The sequence below is a fragment of the Sporofaciens musculi genome (assembly GCF_009830285.1).
GTDB lineage: Bacteria > Bacillota > Clostridia > Lachnospirales > Lachnospiraceae > Sporofaciens > Sporofaciens musculi.
Window position 1 is genome coordinate 1,184,095 of sequence record NZ_WUQX01000001.1, and the last position, 21,407, is coordinate 1,205,501.

Annotated in this window: 20 protein-coding genes and 1 tRNA gene; 18 read left to right on the forward strand and 3 right to left on the reverse strand. The window is 46.3% G+C overall.

The genetic code is table 11. The annotated features are described in order from the left end of the window. The first annotated feature begins 23 nt into the window (after nucleotides 1–23). Genes GN277_RS05830 through GN277_RS05840 form a run of 3 tightly spaced genes read left to right on the forward strand, consistent with a single transcriptional unit; the run spans nucleotide 24 to nucleotide 3,674 of the window. Nucleotides 24–743 carry an ABC transporter ATP-binding protein gene (locus GN277_RS05830; protein WP_159750242.1) on the forward strand — a complete coding sequence of 240 codons (720 nt, stop codon included), beginning with the start codon at nucleotides 24–26 and terminating at the stop codon, nucleotides 741–743. Next, nucleotides 740–2,302, forward strand: a complete 1,563-nt coding sequence (locus GN277_RS05835; protein ID WP_159750243.1) for a COG1361 S-layer family protein — start codon at nucleotides 740–742, stop codon at nucleotides 2,300–2,302. The genes GN277_RS05830 and GN277_RS05835 overlap by 4 nt, the downstream gene beginning before the upstream one ends. Beyond that, nucleotides 2,268–3,674, forward strand: a complete 1,407-nt coding sequence (locus GN277_RS05840; protein ID WP_159750244.1) for an ABC transporter permease — start codon at nucleotides 2,268–2,270, stop codon at nucleotides 3,672–3,674. Before GN277_RS05835 ends, GN277_RS05840 begins: the two co-directional genes overlap by 35 nt. A 13-nt stretch (nucleotides 3,675–3,687) precedes the next feature. Here GN277_RS05840 and GN277_RS05845 read toward each other — a convergent pair whose 3' ends face one another. After that, nucleotides 3,688–3,951, reverse strand: a complete 264-nt coding sequence (locus GN277_RS05845) for a hypothetical protein (protein WP_159750245.1) — start codon at nucleotides 3,949–3,951, stop codon at nucleotides 3,688–3,690. A 92-nt stretch (nucleotides 3,952–4,043) separates the two neighbouring features. Here GN277_RS05845 and GN277_RS05850 point away from each other — a divergent pair, with 92 nt between their 5' ends. From GN277_RS05850 to GN277_RS05905, 12 genes are all read left to right on the forward strand, one after another. Continuing rightward, the gene (locus GN277_RS05850) at nucleotides 4,044–4,616 is read left to right on the forward strand and encodes a cob(I)yrinic acid a,c-diamide adenosyltransferase (RefSeq protein ID WP_244324614.1); all 573 of its coding nucleotides are present in this window, start codon (nucleotides 4,044–4,046) and stop codon (nucleotides 4,614–4,616) included. A gap of 141 nt (nucleotides 4,617–4,757) precedes the next feature. After that, nucleotides 4,758–5,468: a GTP pyrophosphokinase gene (locus GN277_RS05855; RefSeq protein ID WP_159750246.1), complete on the forward strand. Its 711-nt coding sequence runs from the start codon at nucleotides 4,758–4,760 to the stop codon at nucleotides 5,466–5,468. Between the two features lie 160 nt (nucleotides 5,469–5,628). Then, nucleotides 5,629–6,312 (forward strand): PHP domain-containing protein, encoded by a 684-nt coding sequence (locus GN277_RS05860; RefSeq protein WP_159750247.1) that lies wholly within the window; start codon nucleotides 5,629–5,631, stop codon nucleotides 6,310–6,312. A gap of 148 nt (nucleotides 6,313–6,460) precedes the next feature. Beyond that, nucleotides 6,461–7,066 carry a sulfurtransferase-like selenium metabolism protein YedF gene (gene yedF, locus GN277_RS05865; protein ID WP_159750248.1) on the forward strand — a complete coding sequence of 202 codons (606 nt, stop codon included), beginning with the start codon at nucleotides 6,461–6,463 and terminating at the stop codon, nucleotides 7,064–7,066. A 93-nt stretch (nucleotides 7,067–7,159) separates the two neighbouring features. After that, entirely contained in the window at nucleotides 7,160–8,200 is a 1,041-nt protein-coding gene (selD, locus tag GN277_RS05870; RefSeq protein ID WP_159750249.1) for a selenide, water dikinase SelD, read from the forward strand. 43 nt (nucleotides 8,201–8,243) lie between these two features. Continuing rightward, nucleotides 8,244–9,671, forward strand: coding sequence for an L-seryl-tRNA(Sec) selenium transferase (gene selA / locus GN277_RS05875; RefSeq protein ID WP_159756426.1), 1,428 nt, complete (start codon nucleotides 8,244–8,246; stop codon nucleotides 9,669–9,671). A 39-nt stretch (nucleotides 9,672–9,710) separates the two neighbouring features. After that, nucleotides 9,711–11,624, forward strand: a complete 1,914-nt coding sequence (gene selB / locus GN277_RS05880) for a selenocysteine-specific translation elongation factor (RefSeq protein ID WP_159750250.1) — start codon at nucleotides 9,711–9,713, stop codon at nucleotides 11,622–11,624. Next, nucleotides 11,624–12,535: a selenium metabolism-associated LysR family transcriptional regulator gene (locus GN277_RS05885; protein WP_159750251.1), complete on the forward strand. Its 912-nt coding sequence runs from the start codon at nucleotides 11,624–11,626 to the stop codon at nucleotides 12,533–12,535. Before selB ends, GN277_RS05885 begins: the two co-directional genes overlap by 1 nt. 178 nt (nucleotides 12,536–12,713) lie before the next feature. Further along, nucleotides 12,714–13,856 carry an aminotransferase class V-fold PLP-dependent enzyme gene (locus GN277_RS05890; protein ID WP_159756429.1) on the forward strand — a complete coding sequence of 381 codons (1,143 nt, stop codon included), beginning with the start codon at nucleotides 12,714–12,716 and terminating at the stop codon, nucleotides 13,854–13,856. A 30-nt stretch (nucleotides 13,857–13,886) separates the two neighbouring features. Then, complete coding sequence (yedE, locus tag GN277_RS05895; RefSeq protein ID WP_159750252.1) at nucleotides 13,887–14,984, forward strand: YedE family putative selenium transporter; 1,098 nt, start codon at nucleotides 13,887–13,889, stop codon at nucleotides 14,982–14,984. 55 nt (nucleotides 14,985–15,039) lie between these two features. Next, on the forward strand, nucleotides 15,040–15,243 hold the full coding sequence (locus GN277_RS05900) for a sulfurtransferase TusA family protein (RefSeq protein WP_159750253.1): 204 nt from the start codon (nucleotides 15,040–15,042) through the stop codon (nucleotides 15,241–15,243). A 2-nt stretch (nucleotides 15,244–15,245) separates the two neighbouring features. Then, nucleotides 15,246–15,482 carry a DUF3343 domain-containing protein gene (locus GN277_RS05905; protein ID WP_159750254.1) on the forward strand — a complete coding sequence of 79 codons (237 nt, stop codon included), beginning with the start codon at nucleotides 15,246–15,248 and terminating at the stop codon, nucleotides 15,480–15,482. An 88-nt stretch (nucleotides 15,483–15,570) separates the two neighbouring features. Here GN277_RS05905 and GN277_RS05910 read toward each other — a convergent pair whose 3' ends face one another. Together GN277_RS05910 and GN277_RS05915 are read right to left on the reverse strand one after the other, a co-directional pair. Then, the gene (locus tag GN277_RS05910; protein ID WP_159750255.1) at nucleotides 15,571–16,158 is read right to left on the reverse strand and encodes a TetR/AcrR family transcriptional regulator; all 588 of its coding nucleotides are present in this window, start codon (nucleotides 16,156–16,158) and stop codon (nucleotides 15,571–15,573) included. Nucleotides 16,159–16,336: 178 nt separating this feature from the next. Next, nucleotides 16,337–17,371 carry a proline racemase family protein gene (locus GN277_RS05915; RefSeq protein ID WP_159750256.1) on the reverse strand — a complete coding sequence of 345 codons (1,035 nt, stop codon included), beginning with the start codon at nucleotides 17,369–17,371 and terminating at the stop codon, nucleotides 16,337–16,339. Nucleotides 17,372–17,688: 317 nt separating this feature from the next. Here GN277_RS05915 and GN277_RS05920 point away from each other — a divergent pair. From GN277_RS05920 to prdA, 3 genes are all read left to right on the forward strand, one after another. Next, a tRNA-Sec gene (locus GN277_RS05920) sits at nucleotides 17,689–17,786 on the forward strand. A gap of 112 nt (nucleotides 17,787–17,898) precedes the next feature. Then, nucleotides 17,899–19,302: a proline reductase-associated electron transfer protein PrdC gene (locus GN277_RS05925; RefSeq protein ID WP_159750257.1), complete on the forward strand. Its 1,404-nt coding sequence runs from the start codon at nucleotides 17,899–17,901 to the stop codon at nucleotides 19,300–19,302. Between the two features lie 238 nt (nucleotides 19,303–19,540). Next, entirely contained in the window at nucleotides 19,541–21,391 is a 1,851-nt protein-coding gene (prdA, locus tag GN277_RS05930) for a D-proline reductase (dithiol) proprotein PrdA (protein ID WP_159750258.1), read from the forward strand. The last annotated feature ends 16 nt before the right edge of the window (nucleotides 21,392–21,407 follow it).

The following is a 21,407-nucleotide window of genomic DNA, read 5'->3' on the forward strand; positions in this document are numbered from 1 at the left end:
TGAGAGTATGCTAGGAGGAATCTATGGAGAGAGTAATAGAAGTAAAAAGTCTTTATAAGTTGTATCGGGTTGGCGACGAGGTTGTACGGGCGCTGGACGGAGTAGGATTCGAGATTTTTAAGGGAGAGTTCTGTGCCATTGTTGGTACGTCAGGGTCCGGCAAATCCACGCTGCTGAATATGCTGGCGGGACTTGAGAAGCCGACCAGAGGCAGCGTGGTGATTGCGGGGTCCCACATCGAGAATCTGACAGAGGAACAGTTGGTACGGTTCAGGCGGGAGAATGTGGGATTTATTTTTCAGTCCTTCCATCTGCTGGGAACCATGAACGCTGTGGAGAATGTGGCATTGCCCTTAAGCTTTCGGGGAGTGCCCAGGGATGTGCGGATGCGTAAGGCGGATAAGATGCTGGATTTGGTTAAGCTTAAGAAGCATAAGAAGCATCTGCCAAACCAGATGTCCGGCGGGCAGCAGCAGCGAGTAGGTGTTGCCAGGGCATTAGTGTTGGACCCGAAGATTATATTTGCAGATGAACCCACAGGGAATTTGGACTCTCACACATCAGAGGAGGTCATGCGGCTGATGCAGCAGGTGGTGAGAGAACAGAAGAAAACCCTTGTCATGGTTACCCATGACGCGCATCTGGCGACTTATGCAGACAGAGTCTTTCATATCCGGGATGGAAAGATTCTTAAGATTGAAGACAACCGGAAGATTGCATTACAGGGAGGACTGAAAGGATGAGAAGATTAAGGAAACTTCTGATGGGAGTATGTTTGGCTGCGCTGCTGGTCACAGTGATGACGCCGGCGGGGGTGTTGGCGGAGGATGTGCAGAAAGGGGACGATGAGGCTGTAGGTGTAGGAGCAAAGAATGGGAATGGTATTACGATTGCATCTGAGGAAAACCGAGTCCCAACATTTGAGGCAGGCAAATCAACGACCTGGACATTAATTGTACATAATAATTCAGGTGTAGATTTGAACAACGCAGTCTTATCTCCAAGCTTGGGTGATAAAAACGAAGAATGGCCTTTTAATACAGAATACCAGAGCTATGCAAGGGAACTGAATATTAAGAACGGCGAATCGCAGGCCGTTTCCTTTGAGTTTACTCAGAGAGAGGATGTGCCGACTTCGAGGCATACTTTACAATTCAATATATACGCAAAGGGATATCAGGATGCACTAGTTTCTCAGAAATTCTATGCGAATACCACCGCAAAACCAATAGAAAATCTGGAGCCTCCCGTTGGTGATAATCCAGTCCCGAATCCAGGAGACCAGATCGTCGGAGACGGGTTGGACTTCCCCTCAGTAGATGCAGGCGGCTTTAGCAACGGAGGCGCTTCCTTCAGCGGCGGAGGCGGTTCTGGCTCAGATGGCTCTGTTTCAGTTCCGCGAGTGATTGTCACAGGCTTCAACACGGACCCAGCAGAGGTACGGGCAGGAAGTAATTTTACCCTGACAATTCATTTAAAGAATACGTCAAAGGCCACCAGAGTGCGTAACATGCTGTTTGACTTAAGCGCACCGACGGAGGGCGCCGACGCCCAGACAGTAGCGCCGGCATTCCTTCCGGCATCAGGCTCCAGCTCCATTTACCTGGATGGGATTAAGGCGAATGGAACGGCAGACATATCTATTCAGCTCAATGCCAAGTCGGACCTTTTACAGAAGCCATACAGTGTGGATTTGTCCATGAAATACGAGGACAACGACGGCGCGCAGATTGACGCAGCCTCTAGTATCTCCATTCCGGTAAAGCAGGATGCAAGATTTGAGTTCAGTGAATTTGAGATAAGCCCAGAGAGCATTTCACTGGGAGACGAGGCAAATGTAATGTGTAACCTCTACAATTTGGGCAGGATTAAGCTCTACAATGTGAGAGCGATATTTGAAGGCGCCTGCATCAAAAAGGAAGAAGTGTTTCTGGGGAATGTGGAGTCCGGTGCAACGGCTTCAATTGACGCTATGCTGGAAGGTGTGCAGGCAACACAAGGACCTGCAAATGTAACAATGACCTTAAGCTACGAGGATGAGGCGGGAAAGATTTCAACTGCCACGAAGGAGCTGCAGATTGAGGTCATGGAGATGATGGAAGATTCATCCATGATGTCCGGTATGGAGATACTGGAAGAAGAAAAGTCCTTTCCTGTGATTCCGGTGGCTGTTATTGCAGGGATTGTCGTCATTGTCATTCTCATTGTGGTGATAAGGAAGAAACGGAAAAAACGGCAGAGATTGAATGAAGAGGAGGAATTGCTGGATGAGCTGGATAGATCTTCTGAGGATGAGCGGTAGCAATTTAAAGCGACGGAAGCTTCGGACCTTCCTGACTGTCCTCGGAGTGATCATTGGTACGGCCTCCATTGTAGTCATGATTTCATTGGGATTGGGTCTGCAGGAGTCTCTCTACCAGGAGGTAGAGAATTCCGGCGGTCTAACCAGCATCAAGGTGACTGGAGCTAATGCGGGAGACTCTATGGTTTCCTATTCATCCGGCGACAGCGGGGAAGAATCGAAGAAATATATCAATGATCAGGTAATCAGCGAGCTTTCAAAGATTGAGAATGTAACCATTGCATCACCGGTGTATGAGATGTGGGTGAATATGATAAAGGGTAAGTACGAAGGCAACGGTCAACTGGTTGCAATGACTCCAGAAGGCCTGGTTGCCAAGAATATTCCACTGGCAGAGGGGAAGCTTCCGGCTTCTGGAGGCAGTACGCTGGAGGTGGTGTACGGCAATGGAATACCGACGATGTTTTATGAGAAAGGGTCGGGGAAGAGCTATTACGAGACGATGGAGCTGCCTGACATTGACTTTATCCATGATTCCATTTTTATGATTCTTGACCAGGACGGATACTATAACAGTATGGGAAGCGGAATGGATATGGGAGGAGATGAAAATGGAGGACAGCAGGCCAAATCTAATACTGTTCAGAAGCATGTGGTAAGAGCATGTGGTATGGTACAAGGCGGTCCTGACGAGTATAATGCCAATTATTACTATATATATTGCGATTTGGATACACTGAAACAGATTTTGAAGAAGGAGTTCTCAGGAAGAGCGATCCCAGGACAGCCCACTACGAAATCGGGCAAGCCATATAAGGAATTCTGTTATACCTATGCCCAGGTTAATGTAGACGATATCGACAATGTAGATAAGGTGGCGGCCATCATCCGTGAAAAGGGATACAATGTAGAGACGAATGCAGAGTACTTAAACAGTATGAAAAGCCAGTTTGCCATTATTCAGGCAGTATTGGGCGGCATTGGAGCGGTGTCCCTGTTCGTGGCTGCAATCGGTATTGCTAATACAATGATGATGTCCATCTATGAGCGGACAAAAGAAATCGGAGTAATCAAGGTATTGGGTTGCAGTTTAAAGAATATTAAGCAGATGTTCCTGCTGGAAGCGGCGTTTATCGGTCTGCTTGGAGGCATGATGGGGAATGTATTGAGCTTCCTGATGTCTGCTGTCATTAATTTCCTGACCAGACAGGGTGCGACATCTATGGGATTTTCAAGTAATATCTCCTATATTCCTCCATGGCTGGTGTTGCTTTCTATGGGCTTCGCTATGCTGGTAGGGGTAATAGCAGGATATTTCCCCGCCCTTCGTGCCATGAAGCTGAGTCCCCTTGCGGCAATTCGCAATGAATAAGGAGTAAAGGGGCTTATTCTTCAATAATGTGGATTTCGAGGTAATCAAAGTCAATAGAGTCCACGAAGTTATCCTGTGTAAACCGCGTCTTGTCATGTCGTTTGAATTCATCAATCGTTGCATCCAGCCAGATTGGTTTGCTCAAATCAAATTCATAGCATATGGCATCAAGAGCGTTGAATATCTTATGGGTTCGGGTATCGTCCGTATCATCACAGATGACGGTATCCCGAACCATTCTATTGTCCTTAAATTCTTTTCCCCATAAACGAAACATAACCATACCTCATTTCCATAAAATATACTGAAAAGTATATCTGTTTTTTGCGTAGCTGTAAAGAGAAAAATTCTTAGCTATACAAATTCAAGATGAGGGCTTATAATAAGAATCGTATATATGAAAGCGGGGATGATTATATGATTGGAACAGGAAGAATACATGTATACTATGGAGACGGGAAGGGAAAGACGACTGCCGCAGTGGGATTGGCCGTTCGGGCTGTGGGCGCCGGACTTAAGGTGCTGGTGTTTCAGTTTCTAAAGGACAATTCCTCCAGTGAACGCAAGGTATTGGAGGTTCTCCCGAACGTTACCTGCCTTCCGGGAAGGGAGAAGGTAAAGTTTGTGGGTAATATGAACAGAGACGAGCGTGCACAGCTTCGCCATTACAACAATAAGGCTTTGGACGAGATCATAAAATTCTGCGCTCCATTCGATATGCTGCTGCTGGACGAGGTGCTGTGCGCCCTTAAGTTTGACGTAATCAGTGAGGACAAGCTTATCAGTTTTATCCAGCATAAGCCGAGAGGGTTGGAGATTGTGATGACAGGTCATGAGGTTACGGACAATCTGCTTGAGATGGCAGACTATGCCACGGAGATACGGAAGGTGAAGCATCAGTTTGACTTAGGCAGGTCGGCAAGACAGGGGATTGAGTTCTAAGATTTTCTTGACTATTTTTTAGGTTATTTGCAAATATAATCAGTTTCTTAAATAAATGTGAATTTCATGACATACCTTGATTCATATGGTATACTATGGACAGTACGAATTAACTCTTCGATATGAGAGGAGAGATACTATATGGAGAATGCAATAAAGAATTATGAGGATGTAGACAGTTGGAAGACTATTATGTTCCTGTATAACTCAGCATTGAAGGAAGTTGGAACGAAGCTAGAGATACTGAACGATGAATTCCAGCACGTACATAAGTATAATCCGATTGAGCATATCAAGACCAGAGTAAAGACACCAGAAAGTATAGTAAAGAAGTTAAGGAAGAACGGGTACGAGATATCGATTGAGAATATGGTCAAGCATGTCAACGATATAGCCGGCGTGAGGCTTATTTGCTCCTTCACATCCGACATTTATCAGTTGGGAGAGATGATCGGGAACCAGAGTGATTTGAAGGTTCTGGCAATCAAGGATTACATTAAGCGCCCGAAGACAAGCGGTTATAAGAGCTATCATATGCTGGTATCCGTGCCGATATTTTTATCGGACAGTGTAGTAGATACAAAAGTAGAGATTCAGATTCGGACGATTGCCATGGATTTCTGGGCAAGCCTTGAACATAAGATCTATTACAAATTTGAAGGAAATGCTCCCGAATATATAAGTCGGGAATTGAGAGAATGTGCGGAGATGGTTTCATCCCTGGATGAGAAGATGCTGTCTCTGAACAGAGCAATCCTGGATTGCTTAAGAGAACAAGAAGAGTTAAGAATCAGTACAAAGAGAAATGAAAGGAGCCATACGAGCCGTGTGGCGATGTCGGGTCTGAGTTAATCTCAGACCTCTTTTTTTGCCTATAAAGTATATCTATAAATAGAAATTATATATTATAAAAGTCTATTTGAAGCCTGGGCCATGGATTTATATAATAGAGGTAAGGGCACAGCCGCAGGCAATCATGTCGGGCATAAATCACCCGAAAGGAGAGGACAATATGTTCATAGATACCCACATGCACGAAATGACTTACTCAAAGGACAGTTTTCTAAAGCTAGAACAGATGGTAGAGCTTGCAAAGCTAAAAGGGCTTGGAGGAATCTGCATTACTGACCATGACAGCATGGGACTTAAGGAATATGCCGCAGACTATTCTAGGAGGACTGGCTTCCCCATTTTTGTGGGTATTGAATTCTTCTCTTTGCAGGGCGATATTGTTGCATTCGGGATTGACGACTACCCAAAAGAGCGCATACCTGCCCAGGAGTTTATTGATTTGGTCAAAGGACAGGGGGGCGTGTGCTATGCAGCGCATCCCTTCCGCAACAACAACCGAGGGCTAGAGGAACATCTCCTAAAGGTGCATGGCCTGGACGGTCTGGAAGTGCTTAACGGAAGCACGTCAATGGAAGCTTGCAGGACGGCGGCAGAATTTGCGCTAGAATTGGGGCTTTTCACCATGGGCGCAAGCGACTGCCATGTTCCGGAGAAGGTTGGCGTCTGTGCGACTTATTTCCCTGAAGAAGTACATACCATGCAAGAGTTTCTTTCCATATTTAAAAAGGGAGGGATGAAGCCTGCCCTTTATGACGGCAAGACCTACCATACCATAGATATCAGAAGCAGCACCGTTCGTGAAAATCTGGAAAGCTATTGCTATGCGACGTGTGTAAGGACATAACAGATTTACAGTGGTAAAAGAGTCTGGGAAATTTCTCAAACTATTTTATAATATATTAAATATTCGTTTACCTTTTTGTCAAACAATGATAGAATATGTCTATATGTGTTGGAGGTAAACGAACCGAAGAAGAAAGGTGGAATGTAAAATGGTTACAGTCAACGCAATGGGAGATAACTGTCCAATTCCGGTTATCAAGACCAAAAAGGCAATGCAGGCGCTTACAGGGCCGGAGACAATCGAGGTTCTGGTGGACAATGAGATTGCAGTACAGAACGTTACGAAGATGGCGTCAAGCGCAGGAGGAGCGGTATCCTCCGAGAAGCTTGGAGATGCGCAGTTTAAGATTACAATCCAGATGGAAGGCGCAGCAGCTCAAGATGCAGCAGAGGATGTGGTATGTGCGCCGGATGCAAGGGACAACACTGTGGTGGTCGTTTCATCTGACAGGATGGGTATAGGAAACGACGAATTGGGTAAAGTATTAATGAAAGGTTTTATCTTTGCTGTTACGCAGCTTGACACTCTGCCTAAGACCATGCTTTTCTATAATGGCGGAGCGACCCTGACGGCTGAAGGCTCTGATTCACTGGAAGACCTTAAGTCTTTGGAGGCACAGGGCGTGGAGATTATGACCTGCGGAACTTGTCTGGATTACTATGGACTTAAAGATAAGCTGGCTGTAGGTTCTGTGACGAATATGTACAGCATTGTAGAGACAATGGCGAAAGCAGGAAAGATTATTAGACCATAGTATATATTTTGCAATTTTAAGTACATCATTGTCAGGAGGCTCTGGCAATGATGTACTTGTATCAGAAAAAAGAGATGTTCAGGAGGTTTTGAAATGAAATCAGATGTTAGATTAACGCAATTAAGTAAGACGGCTGGCTGAGCGGCTAAGATAGGTCCAGAGACCCTTGCTCAGGTACTGAGTAAGCTGCCTCAATTCCATGATGACAATTTAATAGTAGGGATTGAAACATCCGACGACGCAGCCATTTATAAAGTTACTGATGAGATTGCGATGATCCAGACGGTAGATTTCTTTACTCCGATTGTTGACGACCCTTATATGTTTGGGCAGATCGCAGCGGCAAACTCTCTAAGCGACGTATGGGCTATGGGGGGAGAGCCGGCAGTAGCGCTTAACATAGTCGGTTTCCCGAATTGTCTGGATCCGGCGATTTTGGGCGACATCCTGGCGGGTGGCGCCATGAAGGTGAAAGAAGCAGGAGCTGTGCTGGTGGGAGGACATTCCGTACAGGACGATGAGCCGAAGTATGGGCTGTGTGTATCCGGCTTTGTGCATCCTGATAAGATATTTAAGAATTATGGCTGCAGGCCGGGAGATATCCTGGTGCTCACGAAGCAGATTGGAAGCGGCGTGGTAAATACTGCGATTAAGGCAGAGATGGCATCCCCGTCCGCCATTCGTGAGGCGCAGACAGTTATGGCTTCCCTGAACAAGAAGGGCAAGCAGGTGGTAGAGAAGTACGACGTATCCGCATGTACGGATATTACGGGCTTTGGGCTTCTTGGACATTGTGTGGAGATGGCCCAGGCCAGTGAGGTGACATTCGAGCTTCGTGTAAAGGATATCGCGTATTTTGAGGATGCCATTGATTATGCGAAGATGGGACTGGTTCCGGCGGGAGCTTATAAGAATCGAGGCTATTCCATCGGTAAGGTGGAGGCGGGAGCCGTAAAGGAGTATTATCTTGACCTGCTCTATGATCCCCAGACATCAGGCGGGCTGTTGATTAGCGTTTCACCGGAGTATGTTCAGGAGATGCTAAGAGACTTTGAAAAGGCAGGCATGGATACGGCAGTCTCGATTATTGGAAAGGTAGCAGACAAGAGCGATAAATTAATACGTCTGTTTTAAGGCCAGAGCAGACTGGAAATAAAATAGTTAGGAAATGAGAGAGATGAATAAGAATATGCTGTACCGCAGTATTCCGAAGGTGGACGTACTGCTGGAAAATGAAACCATCCAAAAGTTGATTGACCATTACAGCAGGGATACCGTGATGGAGGCAATCCATATAGAGATGGACAAGCTGAGAGAATTTATCGGGCAATGTGAGGAGGAGGATAGGGCAAGGGCGCAGATTGAGCTGCTTCTTGCCCATATAGAGATGACCGTTGCCGCTATGCACACTCCCAATATGTGTATGGTGATTAACGGTACGGGCACTATTCTTCACACGAACCTGGGTCGTGCGCCCATCGGACAGGAGCATATGAGGCGTCTGTCTGCAATCGCAACGGGATATTCTAACCTTGAGTACAATCTAAAGGAAGGGCGCAGGGGAGAGCGTTATTCCCATTTTGAGAAGTTATTATGCAAGATTACAGGGGCTGAGGCTGCCATGGCGGTAAATAACAACGCTGCGGCAGTCATGTTGATTCTGAGTTCACTTGCCAAGGGAGGCCAGGTGGTCGTTTCCCGTGGTGAGCTGGTGGAAATCGGGGGAAAGTTTCGGATTCCTGACGTGATGGAGCAAAGCGGCGCTACGCTGGTTGAGGTTGGCACCACCAATAAGACCCATTTTGACGACTATGAAAATGCAATCACTGAGGAGACGAAGGCTCTCCTTAAGGTTCACACCAGCAATTACAGGATTGTAGGTTTTACGGAGAGCGTGGGTATCGACGAATTGATTCCCATTGCCAAGGAGCATGAGATTCCTGTAATTGAGGATTTGGGAAGCGGCGTGCTCATTGATTTGAGTAAATACGGCATTACATATGAGCCGACGGTCCAGGATTCCATCGCCAAGGGGGCAGACGTGGTATGCTTCAGCGGCGACAAGCTGTTGGGTGGCCCCCAGGCAGGAATTATTATTGGACGGAAGAAATATATTGACATGATGAAGAAGAACCAGTTGACACGAGCGCTTAGGATCGACAAATTTACGGCAGCGGCTCTTGAGATGGTGCTGCAGGAATATCTGTCTGAGGAGAAAGCAATCCAGAATATTCCGGTTCTTCGGATGATTACGTGTCCATTGGAGGATGTGAAGTGGGAAGCTGAGGAGCTGTGTAAGATTTTGAATGAGAAAGAGCTGCCGGCTAAGATTGAGTGCGTGCCCTGCGAGTCCCAGATTGGAGGGGGCTCCCTTCCTCTTGAGCGGATTCCGAGTATGGCTGTGGCAATCCATCCCCAGAAGATTAGTGTTGCTGAGCTGGAAGAACGTATGCGGCACCTGCCCATACCTGCAATACCCAGGACGGTTAATGATACGGTGCTTCTGGATGTAAGAACCATTGAGCGGCGTTTTTTTAAGCTGCTTGCAGAGCAGTTCAAGGAGTTGGACGTGTTGGAGAAAATCAGCCTAATCGCAGGGCGGTAACAGACAGAATGGATGATAGAGTTTGTAAAGAGGTGAGAAATGAAAAATATAATCGTTGGTACGGCGGGGCATATTGACCACGGGAAGACGACGCTTATTAAGGCTCTGACAGGACGTAATACAGACCGGTGGGAGGAAGAACAGAGGCGGGGGATTACCATTGACCTGGGATTTACTTATTTTGACCTTCCATGCGGGGACCGTGTAGGCATCATTGATGTTCCGGGACATGAGCGGTTCATCAACAACATGGTTGCCGGCGTGGTGGGGATGGATTTGGTACTGCTGGTGATTGCCGCGGATGAAGGGATTATGCCTCAGACCAGAGAGCATGTGGATATCCTGAATCTGCTTGGGATAGAGAAAAGTATTATTGTTTTGAATAAATGTGACCTGGTGGATGAGGAATGGCTTGAGCTGGTGGAAGAAGAAATAAAGGAGGAGTTAGAGGGAACTTTTCTTGAAAACTCACCTGCGGTCAGGGTGTCGGCGGCGACGGGAGAAGGTCTAAAGGACCTGATTAACCTGATTGAGCGGATGACCAGTGATGAAGTAGTGGAAAAAGACGTTCAGACCATTCCGCGTCTTCCGGTTGATCGGGCGTTTACGCTGTCGGGCTTCGGGACGATTATTACCGGCACGCTGGTATCTGGAACGATTTCCAAGGAGGATACGCTTCAAATGTATCCGGTAGGCAAGGAATGTAAGATTCGCAGCATTCAGGTGCATGGGCGGGACAAGGAGGAATGTTTTGCCGGACAGCGTGTGGCAATTAATCTGTCTAATGTGAAAAAGAAGGAAATTAAGAGAGGGTGTGTGCTGGCGCCCAAGAACAGTATGAAGAACACAGACCTTTTGGACGTGAAAATTAGGATTCTGGATTCCTCTGTTCGGGTTTTGACGAACCATATGCGGCTGCATTTTTTTACAGGCACAAGCGAGGTGCTGTGCCGGGCCGTTCTGCTTGACAAGGAGGAGATAGGGCCCGCAGAGAGTGGGTTTGTACAGCTTCGGCTGGAGGAAGAAGTTGCCGTAAGGCGCGGTGATAAATTTGTGGTACGTTTCTATTCGCCGATGGAGACGATTGGAGGAGGCGTTATACTGGAGCCAAATCCAAGAGTAAAACGGCGGTTCCAGCAGGAGGTTATTGAAGAACTTGAGCGCAAAGAGTCCGGTTCAACGGCAGACGTGATTGAACTTCATGTCAAAGGGCATGGAGATACGTTGATTACCCTGGCTGAGCTTGCGAAGCTTACTGCGCTTTCGTTGGACGAGGTGCGGGAGGATGTAGAGAATTTGGAGAGCCAGGGGATAGTGTGTGTATTTCCTATGCGTAAGGATACTTATGTATGGCATAGCGACAGCAGGCGCGGTGCAGAGCAGACTCTTAAGAGCGTGCTTAAGGCTTACGAGGAGAGATTTCCCTATCGTTACGGCATGAAGAAGGCGGAGGTCCTGGCAGCTCATTTTCAGAAGATTAAGCCGAATGTTTTTGAGAGGATTCTGGATCTGCTCATTGACGATGGATGTCTGAAACGTGTGGATGAGTTTCTGTGTACGCCTGAATATGAGGTGAGGAAGGACACAACCTATGACAAGGTATCCAAGCTTCTTCTGGACACCTTTACAAAAGCTAAGTATGATTTTGTGCGCTATTCGGAGATTGAATTCAAGGGTGTGGACAGAATGACAGCGGATGATATCCTGAATATTTTGCTGGAAGAACAAAAAATCGTGAAAGTTACGGATGATATGTTTACATTAAAGGAATACATGGAGAGCGCAAAGGAAGCGATTCAGAAGAAGCTTTTGGAGGACCCGCTGATTACCATTGCACAGGTCAGGGATTTGTTTGAAACCAGTAGAAAAAGCGCCAAACCTATACTTGAGTACATGGACAGTATAAAAGTAACCAAGAAGACGGGGGCAGAGAGTGAAAGGATTGCATTCTAATGAATTTGAAACAGTTAGAGGCCTTCGTCCAGGTGGCGGAGGGCGGCAGTTTTTCAAAGGCGGCCAAGGAGCTGTTTTTAACGCAGCCAACCATAAGCGCCCATATTGCTTCTTTGGAAAAGGAGTTGAGCGTAAGGCTGTTTGTTAGAAATACGAAAGAGGTGGGCTTATCAGACGACGGGAAAGATTTATACAAATATGCAAGGCAGATTGTTGATTTGGAGAAGAAGATAGAGGAACGTTTTGGTGAAAAGGATAGCGGGGAGAAGCACTGTGTAACGATTGCTGCATCTACGATACCAGCCCAGTATCTTCTGCCAAAGATTCTAATCCGATTTAATGAGAAGCATCCGGAGGAACAGATTAAGATCATTGAGACTGACAGTACAAAGGTTGTAACCCAGATTGTTGAGCACATGGCAGATGTAGGGTTTACTGGTACTGTGCTGGAGAAGAAGCATTGTAAATATATTCCCTTTTACAAAGATGAGCTGGTAATCATTACGCCAAATACAGAAAAGTATCAGAAGCTTATGCAGGAATCGCCCAATGATATTCGCTGGCTGCTGAAGGAGCATGTTATTATGCGGGAGGAGGGCTCAGGCACGCGTAAGGAAGCGAAGAAGCAGTTGAAGCGGGCAGGAGTAAACCCGTCGGAGCTTGAGATTATCGCCAGTATTGAGAATCAGGAGACCATTAAAAAATCTGTGCGGCAGGGAATGGGGGTTTCCGTATTGTCCCGTCTTGCCACAGAGGAGGAGACGAGGGATGGATATGTGCTCGCATTTCCAATTCCGAAGGCAGACGCAGGGAGAGATATTAATCTGGTGTATAATAAGAATTATCAGTTGTCAGGGTCAGCAGAGCGGTTTATTAGGGTAGTAAGGGAAGTTTATCAAATTAAGAGGTAGATTTTACAGAGATTTAAAGGGAGAGAGTATATATAGGGTATATCTATATATACTCTCTTATATTAGGGAATTCAATTAGACGAAATGAAGAATTGGGAATATACTATAAAAAGAAACAGTCTCCGGAATTACTTGTTTCCGGAGATGTTTTTTGCTGGTGGAAAGGATGGAAACAAAAATGATTTATCTGGATAACGCGGCTACTACAATGCATAAGCCGCAGGAAGTGATTGAGGCGGTAGTGGCGGCAATGAGCTCTATGGGGAATGCGGGGAGAGGTGTAAACGATGCTTCCCTTAGTGCGTCTCGGCTCATTTATAATACGCGGGAGAAGCTATGCAAGCTGGTGGGCGGCACAGACCCCAGACAGGTTGTATTCACATGTAATTCCACGGAAAGCCTGAACATTGCCCTTCGTGGTCTTTTGGAGCCAGGGGATCATGTAATCACAACCATGCTTGAGCATAACTCTGTGCTTCGGCCTCTCTATGATTTGGAGGCAAATGGGACAAGCCTTACGATTGTGGAAAGTGATTCCAAGGGAAATTTTGATATCGAAGATATTAAGAGCGCTGTCAAGCCGGAGACAAAGGTGATTGTGTGTACAAACGGCTCGAACCTGACAGGCAATTATGTGGATTTGCAGCCAATCGGTGAATTTGCTCGAAAGAAGGGAATTCTTTTTGTGGTGGATGCTTCTCAGACGGCGGGGGTATTTCCCATCGATGTGGAGAAGATGAAGATAGATGTACTTTGTTTTACCGGACATAAGGGATTGTTGGGCCCCCAGGGAACCGGCGGTATGTATGTGAGGGAAGGGGTAAAGGTTCGTTCGCTGAAAGCGGGCGGAACCGGTGTCCAGACTTATAGTAAATCTCAGCCGGTTCAGATGCCTACGGCTCTTGAGGCGGGGACTCTGAATGGTCATGGAATTGCAGGGCTTTCCGCTGCCCTTGACTATATCGAGACATATGGAATGGACAAGATACGTGACCGCGAACAGGAATTGATGTGGCGGTTCTACGAGGGCGTTAAGGATATTGAAAACGTAACGGTATATGGGGATTTCAGCACGAAAGACCGCTGTGCGATTGTGACCCTGAACATCGGGGATTATGATTCTTCAGAAGTAAGTGACGAGCTTCTTACAGAATATGGTATTTCTACAAGGTCAGGAGGACACTGTGCACCGCTTATGCACGAGGCCCTTAAAACAGTGGAACAGGGGGCTGTGAGATTCAGCTTTTCACATTTTAATACGGATGAAGAAGTGGACGCTGCCATAAAGGCGGTCCGAGAGCTTTCTAAAGAGGAAGATTAGTAATGTTTAGGAAAGTTAGGAGGAACTAAGATGAATTTATCTGATTCAAAGAAAAAACTGGCGTTAGCCGGCGTGATCTGCGGACTTGTAGCGGCATGTCTTGCATTCATGGGGAATCCGGCAAACATGGCATTCTGTATCGCGTGTTTTATCCGTGATACTGCCGGTGCGCTTGGAATGCATCAGGCAGAGGTGGTTCAGTATGCAAGACCAGAGATTATCGGTCTGGTTCTGGGTGCATTTGCAATCTCTGTCGCAACAAAGGAATATCGTTCTACAGGAGGCTCATCTCCGATGATACGCTTTGTTTTGGGAATGATTATTGTTATTGGCTCTCTTGTATTCTTGGGATGTCCGCTGCGTATGGTGATTCGTATGTCAGCAGGGGATTTGAATGCGTGGGTCGCGTTAGTAGGCTTTATTCTTGGAGTGGCAACAGGTGTGTTTGCACTTAAAAAAGGCTTTAGTCTTGGCAGGGCTCATGCTGTAAATAAAGTGGGCGGAACAATGCTGCCGGCGATTATGATTGGAATCCTGATTCTTGCATTATGTACATCTGTTCTTAAGGCAAGTGAGGCAGGACCGGGAAGTATGCACGCACCGTTGATTGCATCATTAATTGGAGGTTTGTTATTCGGGGCGGTTGCACAGAAATCTCGGATGTGCTTCGCGGGAAGTATTCGTGATGTTATCCTGATGAAGAACTTTGATTTGTTCAGCGTGATTGCAGGCTTATTTGTAGTTATGCTTGTGTTCAACATTGCCACCAGCCGTTTTGTGGTGGGCTTCGATACACCAGGAATCATTGCTCATTCAGAGCATCTGTGGAACATTCTTGGTATGTATACGGTAGGATTCGCCGCGACACTTGCCGGAGGATGCCCCCTTCGCCAGTTGATTCTTGCAGGGCAGGGGTCCTCTGACTCGGCCGTGACGGTGATGGGAATGTTTGTGGGCGCGGCTCTGTGCCACAATTTGGGACTTGCAGCAAGTGGAACAGCCCTGAATGCAGAGACAAAGGAACTGGTGGCAGGCGCCGTACCTCCTCATGGGAAGGTGGCGTGTATCGTCTGTATTGCCGTATGCTTTGTAATAGCATTTACATGTAAACGGGATGAAGCAAAATAAAATATAGGTTGAAATTAAAGACAATACATAGTATTCTATGAAAGAAGGTAATAATATGAAGGAAGTAGATGCAAGAGGTCTTTCTTGTCCGGAGCCGTTGATGTTGACTGCAGAAGCGCTGAAAGGCGCATCAGGGCCAGTCAAGATACTGGTGACAGAACCCCACCAGAAGATGAATGTTGAGAAGTACGCTAAGGATCATGGTAAGAAATCAACTGCCAGCGAGAAGGACGGATATTTTGAAGTGGTGATTGAGTAGACATGAGAAAAAAAGAATTAAAATTGGTCGTGACATTTCATACAACTGCAGATGCAATGGCAATGGAGAAGGCATGTAAGGAATACCAGGCGCCTGGGCGGATTATCCCTGTTCCAAGGGCAATCTCAGCAGGGTGTGGCTTGTCGTGGTGCGCAGCCCTTGAGGACCGTGAGCAGATTGTTTCTATGATGCGCAAGGCGGGAATCGAGGAGGAGGAGATGCATGAGTGCATGGTATAGCGCTGGCGTGGAATGTTATGCAGGTTTTTTGCAGAAAAAAGACAGGTATGTATAAACGTACCTGTCTTTTAAGGTTCAACATCCATAGCTATACTCCTTTGATAAACAGATCTAATACATGCGGCAGCAATCGGTCGCTATATTCTGTGAGTGAAAATTTCCCATTGAAGAGCGCCCAGTCATAGATCAGTGCCCGCTCGTACATAGCATAGATGTTCATCAATTCTTCGGTTGTACTGGTATTGCTGAATTCCCCGCTTTTCAGTGAGTCATCAATAATCTCTGATATCCATCTGAAATAGAACCGCTTATGGTCAGACAGAGACTTCTTATCCTTCGTCGTGAGCTGTGAAGAATAGAGGAAGGCGAGAAGGCTGATATCGACGCTGGTTTCTATCATGAAGAATAATTCATGGTTAAGCAGCAGCAGCTTGTCATAGGCTGACATATCTGGATCAACCACAGTATACAATTCTTCATACTTTTGGTCAAACAAGTCTGACAGAGAATTAAGAAGCGCTTCTTTTCCTTTGAAATAATGATAGAAAGTTCCCTTGGACGTCTTGGACGCTGTGATAATTTCTTCTACAGTGGTATTGTCGTATCCATTCTTGTAGAACAGATTCCATGCGGCTTTTACAATGCGGCTTTTCGTTGATCGCCTTTTACGCGGCATTGGCATCATTCCTTTCCTTTTTTAGACATGCAGTCAGGGGACATGCCATAAGTTAATACTTTATAACAAGAGAAGCGGATTATTGTAACCCGCTTCTTTGCTTATTGCAGTATATCACATCTTGTCGTAAAATGCAAAACTAATACGCATCTTATTATGTAAATCTTATTATGTCAAATTAACCTACCTGGAAACCATACTTCAACGGATCTGTCGGATCGATGAGGTATGTTGCAACACCTGTTAAGTAGCAGCTTCCTGTAATCATTGGGATTACAGCATCGTAATCAGCAACCTTGGTGGTCTCTTTGATTACGCCCTTGAAGCGTGTACCGATAAAGCTCTCATAAATGAATTCTTCGCCAACTTTAATCTCGCCCCAGTGGTGCAGAGTAGCAAGCTTTGCGCTTGTACCAGTTCCGCAAGGTGAACGGTCAGCCATGGCATCACCGAAGATAACCACATTTCTCATGTTAGCTTCTCCTGGATTCGGAGTCGGTCCATAGAACTCAACCAAATCAACAGATGTGATGTCAAGCAATGGATGCTGAATCGGAATATCTCTATTGATGATATCAAGCATCTTCATACCAAGGTCTGCATACTGCGGGACAGTCTTGGGATTAATCTCACCGATGTCAAGCTTAGTGGTGTCAACCAATGCGAAGAAGCTTCCTCCAAAGGAGATAGTGAATTCGATTTCTTTTCCGTCAATCGTTACCTTCTGGTTCTCTTTGTAAACAAAAGCAGGTACGTTAGTCAAGGTTACGCTCTCTACCTTTCCGTCCTTTACAATGGCTGTTGTGCGAATCAGTCCTGCCGGTGCGTCCAGAACTACTTCGTTCTCGCCTTCTTTAGACTCTACCAATCCGGCTTCAATAGCAACCGTAACAGCGCCGATGGTACAATGTCCGCACATGTTCAGGTATCCGCCTGTGTCCATGAACATAACACCAAAATCAGCTTCTTTGTTCACTGGCTCGCACAGAAAAGCGCCGAACATATCGTGGTGTCCACGTGGCTCGAACATCAGAGCGGTACGAACCTGATCGTAGTTCTCCTCCATCCATTTCTTCTTCTCAATCATGGTGCTGCCTTCCGGCTCCGGAAAACCACCGATGACGATACGGCAGAATTCTCCTACAGTGTGGGAGTCAACTACCTGTAATGCGCTTTCAAAACGGCTGAAATTCACATTAGCTTTCAATTCCATAATTCTTGTACCTCCTATTAGGAAAATTAAATATTTATAGATAGAAACTATAAATTTGCTGTAAAAACACTTTAAAAGTCCCCGTACTTTTTCTGTGTTTTAAAAAGAATATTTACAACATACCGGAAAAAATTCACTATAAACGACAGTGAAATAAAAATTAGACTACGTTCTAGTATGCCGTTCAATTTCTTATACTTATTATGTACGAAAAACCTTGAAAAGTCAATGGTTTTTTGGGTTTATAAAAATATAAAAAAAGTGTTGAAATTAGGCGGAAATTATGCTATTGTTAAAGCACATGAGATAATGTATATGGGGGTAGTTGGGTGACTGGTGTGCCTCCTGGTCTTCAAAACCAGTGTTGGGCGTTAAGAGCGTCCTGGGTGGGTTCGATTCCCACATGCCCTCGCCAGAAAGAATCATTTATAGATGTTATTTATAGATTGCAGAGTTATACGAAGTAAGTAGACGAACTGTGAAGTTTTGTTTTTTACTTAATAAATTTTAAAAGGAGAAGGATGGCAATGGAAAATGTACAGATTTTGTTGCGTCAGCATGTTGGCGCGCCTTGTGCGGCAATCGTAAAAGCTGGGGACGAAGTAAAAAAAGGTACGAAGATTGCAACACCGACAGGCCTCGGAGCTAACATTTTTTCCAGTGTGTACGGCGTGGTGGAAGAAGTTCTGGAAGACAGAATCGTCATCAGACCGGATGAAGAACAGAAGGATGAGTTTGTACCGATTGAGGTAGAAGATGAGAACGATAAGCTTGCCCTGGTAAAAGAAGCCGGTATTGTCGGCATGGGCGGCGCTGGATTCCCGACAGGAATCAAGCTGGGAATTAACTTGGCGGAGACGGAGATGGCTGAGTTGGATGCAGAGATTAATCCAGAGCTTCCGGCAGATTTCAAGCTTGAGCACAGCTATATACTGATCAATGCTGCTGAGTGTGAGCCAGGACTTGAGCATAACATCAGACAGATTGAAGAACAGAGCGACAAGGTTGTCCGCGGCGTAAAGTATTGCATGGAGATTACCCATGCAGATAAGGCAATATTTGCGATCAAGAAGAAGAACAATAAGGCGATTGAGATTCTGAGAAAAGCGATTGCCAATGAGGCTGAGATTTCAATTCATCTCCTGCCGGATATTTACCCGATGGGTGAGGAGCGTGCGGTAGTGAGAGAATGTTTGGGTGTGAATCTTACAACTATGCAGCTTCCTTCAGCGGCAAGGTCGGTTGTTGTGAATCTTGAGACCGCTGCGAAGATTGCAGAGGCAATCGACGAGAAGAAGCCCTGTATCACGAAGAATCTGACTGTTCGTGGTAAGATTAACGGCGGTAATCAGGCGCATGTATTTATGGATGTGCCGGTAGGCGTAAGCGTTGGGGAATTGATTGAGAGAGCAGGCGGTATCGACGGCGTATATGGCGAGATTATCATGGGCGGAGCTTTTACCGGAAAGGCCACAGAACTTGACGCGCCGATTACCAAGACGACGGGCGGCATCCTTGTGACAATCGAATTCCCAGATCTTCACGGAGCGAACGTAGGACTTCTGGTTTGCGCATGCGGCGGAAGTGAAGAACGTATGCGTGAGATTGCGCAGAAGATGAACGGTAAGGTAGTATCTGTGTGCAGATGTAAGCAGGCGATTGAGAACAAGCCGGGCGCACCGCTTAAGTGCTTGAGACCGGGGAATTGTCCGGGACAGGTTAAGAACAACATGCAGTTCAAGAAAGACAAGTGCGAATACATTATTATCGGCAACTGCTCTGACTGCTCCAACACAGTTATGGCATCCGGTCCAAAGATGGGGCTTAAGGTATTCCACCAGACTGACCATGTTATGAGAACAGTTGGTCATGGGCTGTACAGGACGTTAAGGGTTTCTAAACAGGTAGACCAGCTTCCGAACGGCAAATAATACTCTGTAATTATGTTGGTATTACTATTGCAGGCAATAAGGGCAAAGGACCCCCGATTTCTTTGTCCGGAGGAAGAGAGGTAATCTCCATATTGCATGTAATTGTATATATACATTTAAGACCGTGATATCCACGGTGGCCTGCAAGGTGTACGGATTGTGTGCGCCAGAACGGGCTTAATCATCTAAGCGTACCGTAAAGTGGAACGCGCGGACCAAATTAAGGAGGGAAAACAATATGTCAATCACAGCTGAAACAGCGAAAGCTCATGCTCATGATCCAGCGGTATTATGTTGTAGAGCCGAGGGCGGCATTACAATCGAACCGGCGAATCTGGAAGATCCGGCAATCTTTGATGATTTGGTAGATTCAGGATTATTGAATCTTGACGGCTGCCTTACTATTGAGGAAGTTCTGGGAGCAAAACTTACAAAAACTTGTGATTCTCTCTGCCCACTTACTGCAGACGTTGTAGAAGGCGCAAAGGCGCCGAGCGCACCTGTAGTAGAAGCAGCAGAGGAAGTAGCGCCGGCGGCAGCGCCAGCAGCACCAGCGGCAGCGGCACCGATGGCAGGCGGAGTATTGAAGATCCATATCGGAGAAGGCAAGGATATTGACCTTGAGATTCCGGTTGGAGCTCTTGGCGGTGGAAGCGCTGTGGCAGAAGCGCCGGCAGGTGCAGCGGCAGTAGCAGCAGGTGTAGCGGCACCGGCTGCAGAGCAGGAGCCGAAGCTGATTAGAAGCTTGACAAGAAAGCACTTTAACATCACGGAGGTTAAGAGAGGACCGGAGACGAAGATTGATGGAACGACGCTTTATATCCGTGAAGGTATCGAGAAGGAATGTATCGATTCTCAGGCGTTAGTTTATGACTTGAAGATTGATATTATCACACCAGAGCAGTATCACACTTATTCCGAGACAATCATGGATGTTCAGCCAATCGCTACAAAAGAGGGCGAGGATGAGCTTGGATCTGGTGTTACGAGAGTTCTTGACGGTGTTGTTATGATGGTAACCGGTACAGATGCTAACGGAGTTCAGATTGGTGAGTTTGGTTCTTCTGAGGGTTATCTTGACGAGAACATTATGTGGGGACGTCCGGGAGCGCCTGAGAAGGGTGAGATCTTCATTAAAACCCAGGTTACGGTTAAAGAAGGAACGAACATGGAGAGACCTGGTCCGTTAGCAGCTCATACTGCAAGCGATATCATTACCCAGGAGATCCGTGAGTGCTTAAAGAAGCTGGATGAGTCTCTCGTAGTAGACACAGAGCAGTTTGATCAGTACAGAAGACCTGGCAAGAAGAAGGTCGTTATCGTTAAAGAGATTATGGGACAGGGAGCTATGCATGACAACCTGATTCTTCCTGTAGAGCCGGTTGGTATCCTTGGCGGAAAGCCGAACGTTGACTTAGGTAATGTTCCGGTAGCTGTATCTCCATTGGAGGTTCTTGACGGATGTATCCATGCACTTACATGTATCGGACCTGCATCAAAAGAGATGTCCAGACATTACTGGAGAGAGCCATTGGTTCTGGAAGCGCTGCATGATGAAGAAATTGACCTTTGCGGCGTTATCTTCGTAGGAAGCCCACAGATTAATGCAGAGAAGTTCTATGTATCTAAACGTGTAGGTCAGATTTGTGAGATGCTGGATGTAGACGGAGCATTCGTTACAACAGAAGGTTTCGGAAACAACCACATTGACTTTGCAAGCCACCATGAGCAGATCGGTATGAGAGGTATTCCGGTAGTAGGTATGTCTTTCTGTGCCGTTCAGGGAGCGCTGGTAGTTGGTAATAAGTATATGACACACATGGTTGATAATAATAAGTCTGAGTCAGGTATCGAGAACGAGGTTCTTGCTTGTAATACACTTTGTCCGGAAGATGCTGTTCGTGCATTACAGATGCTTAAGAATGCAATGGGCGGAGAAGATGTTAAAGCGGCTGAGAAGAAGTGGAATCCGAATGTGAAGTCTTCCAACGTAGAAGCAATCGAGAGTGTAACAGGAAAAGGACTTAAGCTGGTTGAGAATGAGCAGTCTCTGCCAATGAGCCAGAAGCGTAAGGAAAAATATGACTAAAGACGGGTGAACGAAC